At 65.5% G+C, this 6,452-nt stretch carries 6 protein-coding genes; 1 reads left to right on the forward strand and 5 read right to left on the reverse strand.

The window, feature by feature from the left end; genetic code table 11:
* Nucleotides 1–14 precede the first annotated feature (14 nt).
* The gene (msrA, locus tag QMZ25_RS16190) at nt 15–680 is read left to right on the forward strand and encodes a peptide-methionine (S)-S-oxide reductase MsrA (RefSeq protein ID WP_053519160.1); all 666 of its coding nucleotides are present in this window, start codon (nt 15–17) and stop codon (nt 678–680) included.
* A gap of 587 nt (nt 681–1,267) precedes the next feature.
* On the opposite strand, the gene QMZ25_RS16195 is transcribed toward msrA, so the two are convergent.
* The 5 genes from QMZ25_RS16195 to ahpC form a co-directional block, all read right to left on the reverse strand.
* Nucleotides 1,268–2,224: a transaldolase gene (locus QMZ25_RS16195; protein WP_283219941.1), complete on the reverse strand. Its 957-nt coding sequence runs from the start codon at nt 2,222–2,224 to the stop codon at nt 1,268–1,270.
* Nucleotides 2,225–2,273: 49 nt separating this feature from the next.
* Complete coding sequence (gene rnk / locus QMZ25_RS16200) at nt 2,274–2,678, reverse strand: nucleoside diphosphate kinase regulator (protein WP_053519113.1); 405 nt, start codon at nt 2,676–2,678, stop codon at nt 2,274–2,276.
* Nucleotides 2,679–2,800: 122 nt separating this feature from the next.
* A complete protein-coding gene (locus tag QMZ25_RS16205) occupies nt 2,801–3,766 on the reverse strand; it encodes a LysR substrate-binding domain-containing protein (protein WP_065175982.1) in 966 nt (321 codons plus the stop codon).
* An 84-nt stretch (nt 3,767–3,850) separates the two neighbouring features.
* Nucleotides 3,851–5,443 (reverse strand): alkyl hydroperoxide reductase subunit F, encoded by a 1,593-nt coding sequence (gene ahpF / locus QMZ25_RS16210; protein ID WP_053519116.1) that lies wholly within the window; start codon nt 5,441–5,443, stop codon nt 3,851–3,853.
* 222 nt (nt 5,444–5,665) lie between these two features.
* The gene (gene ahpC / locus QMZ25_RS16215; protein WP_005408159.1) at nt 5,666–6,229 is read right to left on the reverse strand and encodes an alkyl hydroperoxide reductase subunit C; all 564 of its coding nucleotides are present in this window, start codon (nt 6,227–6,229) and stop codon (nt 5,666–5,668) included.
* Nucleotides 6,230–6,452: the final 223 nt, after the last annotated feature.

Below are 6,452 nucleotides of genomic sequence, written 5' to 3' on the forward strand. Positions count from 1 at the left end.
GAATCGGACAGGGCATCCTGGGCATCGGCGCCTTCAAGCAGCGCCTGCCGCGCCCGGAAGAGGCGCTGCCAGGGCGTGATCAGCCACTGCCGCTGCACAGCAACCAGCACTTCGTGAACAGTCACCCGCTGAAGGACCGCTTTGCCGGCCTGCAGCAGATCCGTTTCGCGCTTGGCTGCTTCTGGGGAGCCGAGCGCAAATTCTGGTCGGAGCCGGGCGTGTACAGCACGTCGGTCGGCTATGCCGGCGGCGTCACGCCGAATCCCACCTATGAAGAAGTCTGCTCCGGCCTCACCGGCCACACCGAAGTGGTGCAGGTGGTGTTCGATCCGAAGGTGGTGAGCCTGGAACGGCTGCTGCAGCTGTTCTGGGAAAGCCACGACCCGACCCAGGGCATGCGCCAGGGCAACGACACCGGCACCCAGTACCGTTCGGCGATCCATGCCACCGACGAAACGCAGTACGCCGCTGCGCTGGCCAGCCGCGAGGCCTACCAGGCGCAGCTGGACGCGGCCGGCTATGGCCCGATCACCACCGAGATCGTGTTCCCGGCGCCGGAGTACTACTATGCCGAGGACTATCACCAGCAGTACCTGGCGAAGAACCCGAACGGTTACTGCGGCATCGGCGGCACCGGGGTGAGCTGCCCGATCGGGCTGGATGTGGAGGCGCCGCGCTGACGCGCGGTGGTCCGCCTGCGGCGGGCAGAAGCGGAAAGCAACTGCCGAAGCAAAAGCCAGAGCCAAAGCCAAAGCGGCTCTGGGTTGCTGTGAGTAGGGCGGGGCGGTGTGGGTCGGCAGGACACGCCGTGAACCCATCCCTGGGGGCTCGATGGCGCCATCCATGGCGCCAACGGTCCTGCCAACCCACACCACCCCACCTCCGACAGTTTCCCGGTGACGGTGGGCAAGAGCGTGGGTTACTGACGAACTGAAGGAAAACAAGAAGGACGCGGCCTTCGCCGCGTCCTTTTTGTTTGATCCTGCGGTGTCTTTTGTAGAGCGGAGCCATGCTCCGCTCCGAGCAAGCGAAGCGCGCGACCCGCTGTTGCTCTTCCTTCTTCCTTCCGTGGCGGGCAGCCACAGGAAACTGTCGAAGGCAGGGTGGGTAGGCCGTGCCGGGGCGTGAGCCGCATGGATGCGGCGACCGAGCTTACAGGGACGTACTTGCAGCGTCCCCTGCACGGCCTACCCACCCTGCCAAACGCATGACCCGCCTTTCGCGACCGAGCCCCCGCCACGAGGGGCTCAGCCGTTGGCTGGAACCCTTACAGCGCCGCGCGAATCCGCTCGCGCAGCGCTTCCAGATCCTTGGCGAACGACTCGATACCGGTCGTCAGCTTCTCGGTCGCCATCGGATCGGCAGCCAGATCCGCCGCAAACGTCGCCGCATCGATCGGGGTCACCGCCACGCCGTTACCCTCACCGGGCACCAGCTTGCGCGGCAGCTCGCCGTGATCGGCGTCGAGCTTCTCCAGCAGATCCGGCGAAATGGTCAGGCGGTCGCAGCCGGCCAGCGCCTCGATCTGTGCGGTGGAACGGAACGAGGCGCCCATCACCACGGTCGGCGAACCACGGCGCTTGAACTCCGCATACACGCTGCGCACGAACTTCACGCCCGGGTCCTCATCGATGTTGGCCGGGGTCTGGCCGTTGGCCACGTACCAGTCAAGGATGCGGCCGACGAACGGCGAGATCAGGAACGCGCCCGCTTCGCTGCAGGCCAGCGCCTGGGTCGGGTTGAAGATCAGCGTCAGGTTGCAGTCGATGCCCTCGGCCTGCAGGATCCGCGCCGCTTCCACGCCTTCCCAGGTCGCGGCGATCTTGATCAGGATCTTCTCGCGCGGTACGCCGGCATCGGCGTACATCTGGATGAACTGGCGGGCCTTGGCCACGGTGGCGGCGGTGTCGTACGCCTGGTCAGCATCCACCTCGGTGGACACGCGGCCCGGCACCAGCGTGCTGAGCAGCGCGCCGACGCCGATGGTCAGCCGATCGGCCACCGCATGCACCACGGCCTCGCGGTCGCCGCTCTGCTGACGGCCCCAGGCCAGTTCGCGCTCGATCAGATCGGCATAGACCGGCAGGTCCAGTGCCTTCTTCACCAGGGTCGGGTTGGTGGTGCAGTCCACCGGCTGCAGGCGCTTGATCGCCTCGTAGTCACCGGTATCGGCAACGACCACGGACAGTTCGCGCAGCTGGGACAGTTTGGACGAGGTACTCATTACGGCTCCTGGTACGGGGAATCGGATCGCGCGCAGTGCGCAGCGGAGATCAGGGACGGTCGTTGTGCACTGCGGTCACGCGCAGGCGCAGCTTGCGACCGCCGGGTGCAGTCCAGTCGATGCTCTGGCCGACCGACAGGCCGAGCAGGGCACTGCCGACCGGGGCCAGCACGGAAACCTTGCCTTCATCGACGTTGGCTTCGCGGGGGAAGACCAGGGTCAGGACGTGCTTCTCGCCTGAAACCCCATCTTCGCACTCCACGCGGGAATGCATCATGACGATGCCTTCGGGAATCTGGTCCGGCGCCAGCACGGTGGCCCGGTTGAGTTCTTCGGCAAGCGCGAGCGCGGCAGGCGTCTGGCTCAGCGCAGGGGCTTCGAGCATGGCCTCCAGGCGGTCCATGTCGAAGGTTGAGACAGTGATCGACGGCGGCAGGCCGCTGGCGGTGTTCATGTAAAACTCCTTGGTTGAAAACCATGCAAAAGGCGGCGCCTGCTGGCGCCGCCTGTCTGTATTGTGGGGACAAATGCGACCGGAATCGACTCCCGCCGCTCGGGGGCGGGGACGCGGGGCCGTCAGCCGTTCAGCGCGGGGCCGGAAAGGCTGGCCGGATCGGCGGCCGTGCCATTGGCGGCTTCCAGCGTGAACAGCGCATGCGGCAGGCGCTTGAACTGGCTGGCCAGCTCCATCAGGAAGTCGTTCATCGCCGAGCTGCGGCGCCAGACCATCGCAATACGGCGGCTGGGCCGGCCCTCGCCGATGAAATCGAGCAGGCGGATGTTGTTCGAGCGCGGGACGGGGGGCTGCACCGACAGGCTTGGCAGCAATGTGATGCCGACATCGGCGGCGACCATCTGCCGCAATGTTTCCAGGCTGGTGGCGCGGAACTCGGATTTCTCGTTGGCGCCGAACAGCCGGCACACTTCCAGCGCCTGGTCGCGCAGGCAATGGCCGTCTTCCAGCAGCAGCAGCTTCTGCGTGGCCAGTTCCTGCACATCCAGATGAGCGCGCTGGGCGAGCGGATGGCGACCGGAAACGGCCAACAGGAACGGCTCCTCGAACAGGAACTCGGCGTGCAGCTGGTCGTCGATCACCGGCAGTGCCAGCAGCGCGGCATCGAGCTTGCCTTCGCGCAGGCGCTCCAGCAGCACATCGCTCTTCTCTTCGACCAGCAGCAGTTCCAGTTCCGGGAAACGTTCGCGGATGCGCGGGATCACATGCGGCAACAGGTACGGGCCCAGGGTCGGGAAGATTCCCAGGCGCACCGTGCCGGCTTCCGGATCGCGGCTGCGCCGTGCCGCTTCCTTCAGCTGCTCCACCTCGGACACGATCACCCGCGCCCGTGCAGCGGCTTCCTGGCCGGCCGGCGTCAGCATCACCTTGCGGGGGGCCCGCTCGACCAGCGGCAGGCCCAGCTCTTCTTCCAGCTTGCGGATCTGGGTGGACAACGTGGGCTGGCTGACGAAGCACGACGCGGCAGCCCGACCGAAATGCTTGTGGTCGGCCAGGGCTACCAGGTACTTCAGATCGCGTAGATTCATCCTCACATCCCAGGGATAACGGACCGGCTGGCGGCGTGGTCACCCCGCAGCTGACAATGCTCCCGGCAACCCGGGAGCAGTGGATCAGGCAGCTTCGGCAACGGCCCCGCTGCTCTTGCTCACCGACGAGCGGATCAGGTGATCGAACGCGCTCAGTGCGGCGGTCGAGCCGGCGCCCATGGCGATGATGATCTGCTTGTAGGGTACCGTCGTGCAATCACCTGCGGCGAACACGCCGGGCACACTGGTCTGGCCACGGTCGTCGATGACGATCTCGCCGCGCGGCGACAGCGCCACGGTGTCCTTCAGCCACTCGGTGTTGGGCAGCAGGCCGATCTGCACGAAGATGCCTTCCAGCTCCACGCGGTGGGCGTCGCCACCGATGCGGTCCTTGTAGACCAGCCCGGTGACCCGGCTGCCATCGCCCAGCACTTCAGTGGTCTGGGCGCTGGTCAGCACGGTCACATTGCCGAGGCTGCGAAGCTTCTTCTGCAGCACCTCATCGGCGCGCAGGCTGGAATCGAATTCCAGCAGGGTTACATGCGACACGATGCCGGCCAGATCGATGGCAGCTTCAACGCCGGAGTTGCCACCACCGATCACCGCCACGCGCTTGCCCTTGAACAGCGGGCCATCGCAGTGCGGGCAGTAGGCCACACCCTTGTTGCGGTACTGCTCTTCGCCCGGCACATTCATCTGCCGCCAGCGCGCACCGGTGGACAGGATCACCGAACGTGACTTCAGCACCGCGCCGTTTTCCAGCTGCACCTGTACCAGCCCATCGTCGCCGGCCGGCACCAGCGCGGTCGCGCGCTGCAGATCCATGATGTCCACGTCGTACTCGCGCACATGCTGCTCCAGCGCGGTAGCGAGCTTCGGGCCTTCGGTCTCCTTGACCGAGATGAAGTTCTCGATGGCCATGGTGTCCAGTACCTGGCCGCCGAAGCGCTCGGCGGCGATGCCGGTGCGGATGCCCTTGCGCGCGGCGTAGATCGCTGCGGCCGCGCCAGCCGGGCCGCCGCCCACCACCAGCACGTCGAAGGCCTGCTTGGCGGCGATCTTCTCTGCGTCGCGCTTGCTGGCGTTGGTATCCAGCTTGGCCACGATCTGTTCGAGCGTCATCCGGCCCTGGTCGAAGACTTCACCGTTGAGATACACGGTCGGCACCGACATGATCTCGCGCTTCTCCACTTCCTCCTGGAACAGCGCGCCGTCGATGGCCACGTGCTGGATGCGCGGGTTGAGCACCGCGGCCAGGTTCAGCGCCTGCACCACGTCCGGGCAGTTCTGGCAGGACAGGGAGAAATAGGTCTCGAACCGGTACTCGCCTTCCAGGCTCTGCACCTGCTCGATCAGCTCGGCAGTGGCCTTGGAGGGATGGCCGCCGACCTGCAGCAGCGCCAGCACCAGCGAGGTGAATTCATGACCCATCGGCAGGCCGGCGAAGGTCAGGTGGATGTCCTGGCCGGGCGTGCCCAGGTCGAACGAAGGCACGCGGCCCTGGCCATCACGCAGCACCTGCAGCGAGATGCTGTCGGACAGGCTTTCCAGGGTCTGCAGCAGTTCCAGCATTTCCCGCGACTTGTCGCCGTCGTCGGCATGCGCGGTGATCTGGATGGGGCGAGTCACGCGCTCCAGATAGGTCTTCAGCTGCGACTGCAGGTTGGCGTCCAACATCGGGTCTTCTCCTGGCTTCAGGCAAACAGGGGGCGTGGCACCGCTGTAGAAGGTAGCGGACCAGCAGGGGGTAGGGGTGAACCCAAGACAGTGACCGTGGAAGGGGCTGGCTGGCCGCGACGGGCCGGCGATGGCTGTCTTGGGTTCACCCCCACGCCGGCGATGCCGCCGGCATGGAGATGGGCCTGCCGTGGCGTGGGGCCACGGCGTGCCGGTGCTGCGTTAGATCTTGCCGACCAGGTCCAGCGACGGGGTCAGGGTCTTCTCGCCTTCCTTCCACTTCGCCGGGCACACCTGGTTCGGGTTGGCGGCGGTGAACTGGGCGGCCTTCAGCTTGCGCAGGGTCTCGGAGACGTCGCGGGCGATCTCGTTGGAGTGGATCTCCAGGGTCTTGATCACGCCTTCCGGATTGATGATGAAGGTGCCGCGCAGGGCCAGGCCCTCTTCCGGAATGTGCACGCCGAAGGCATTGGTCAGCTGGTGGGTCGGGTCGCCGACCAGCGGGAACTGGGCCTTGCCGACGGCCGGCGAGGTTTCGTGCCACACCTTGTGCGAGAAGTGCGTGTCGGTGGTGACGATGTAGACCTCAGCGCCAGCCTTCTTGAACTCGGCGTAGTGGTCGGCGGCGTCTTCGATCTCGGTCGGGCAGTTGAAGGTGAATGCAGCCGGCATGAAGATCAGGACGGACCACTGGCCCTTCAGGCTGGCATCGGAAACCTTGATGAACTCGCCGTTGTGGTAGGCGTTGGCTTCAAACGGCTGGATCTGGGTATTGATGAGGGACATCATTTTTCCTCTGGGTGAAGGGAGTGGGTGAATCGACAGGAGCTAGGTTACCGGCTCAGTTGCGATAAGAACAATCCATTGATTGCATCTATTTGATAGATGGAGCCTATCAAATTGCCATGAGCCCGCACTGAACCTTGCGTCCCTCATCCTGCAACTGCCTGTGTGACAAGGAAAATCGCCAGGGACGCGTGAAGAGGGCTGATAGCCCCTCCTTATGCCC

It is taken from the genome of Stenotrophomonas sp. RS-48 (assembly GCF_030053245.1).
Lineage (GTDB): Bacteria > Pseudomonadota > Gammaproteobacteria > Xanthomonadales > Xanthomonadaceae > Stenotrophomonas > Stenotrophomonas maltophilia_P.

Excerpts from the sequence above, each read along its gene's own strand:
- ahpF (WP_053519116.1), bottom strand. The coding sequence starts at position 5,443 with ATGTTGGACGCCAACCTGCAGTCGCAGCTGAAGACCTATCTGGAGCGC.
- QMZ25_RS16205 (WP_065175982.1), bottom strand. The coding sequence starts at position 3,766 with ATGAATCTACGCGATCTGAAGTACCTGGTAGCCCTGGCCGACCACAAG.
- rnk (WP_053519113.1), bottom strand. The coding sequence starts at position 2,678 with ATGAACACCGCCAGCGGCCTGCCGCCGTCGATCACTGTCTCAACCTTC.
- QMZ25_RS16195 (WP_283219941.1), bottom strand. The coding sequence starts at position 2,224 with ATGAGTACCTCGTCCAAACTGTCCCAGCTGCGCGAACTGTCCGTGGTC.
- ahpC (WP_005408159.1), bottom strand. The coding sequence starts at position 6,229 with ATGTCCCTCATCAATACCCAGATCCAGCCGTTTGAAGCCAACGCCTAC.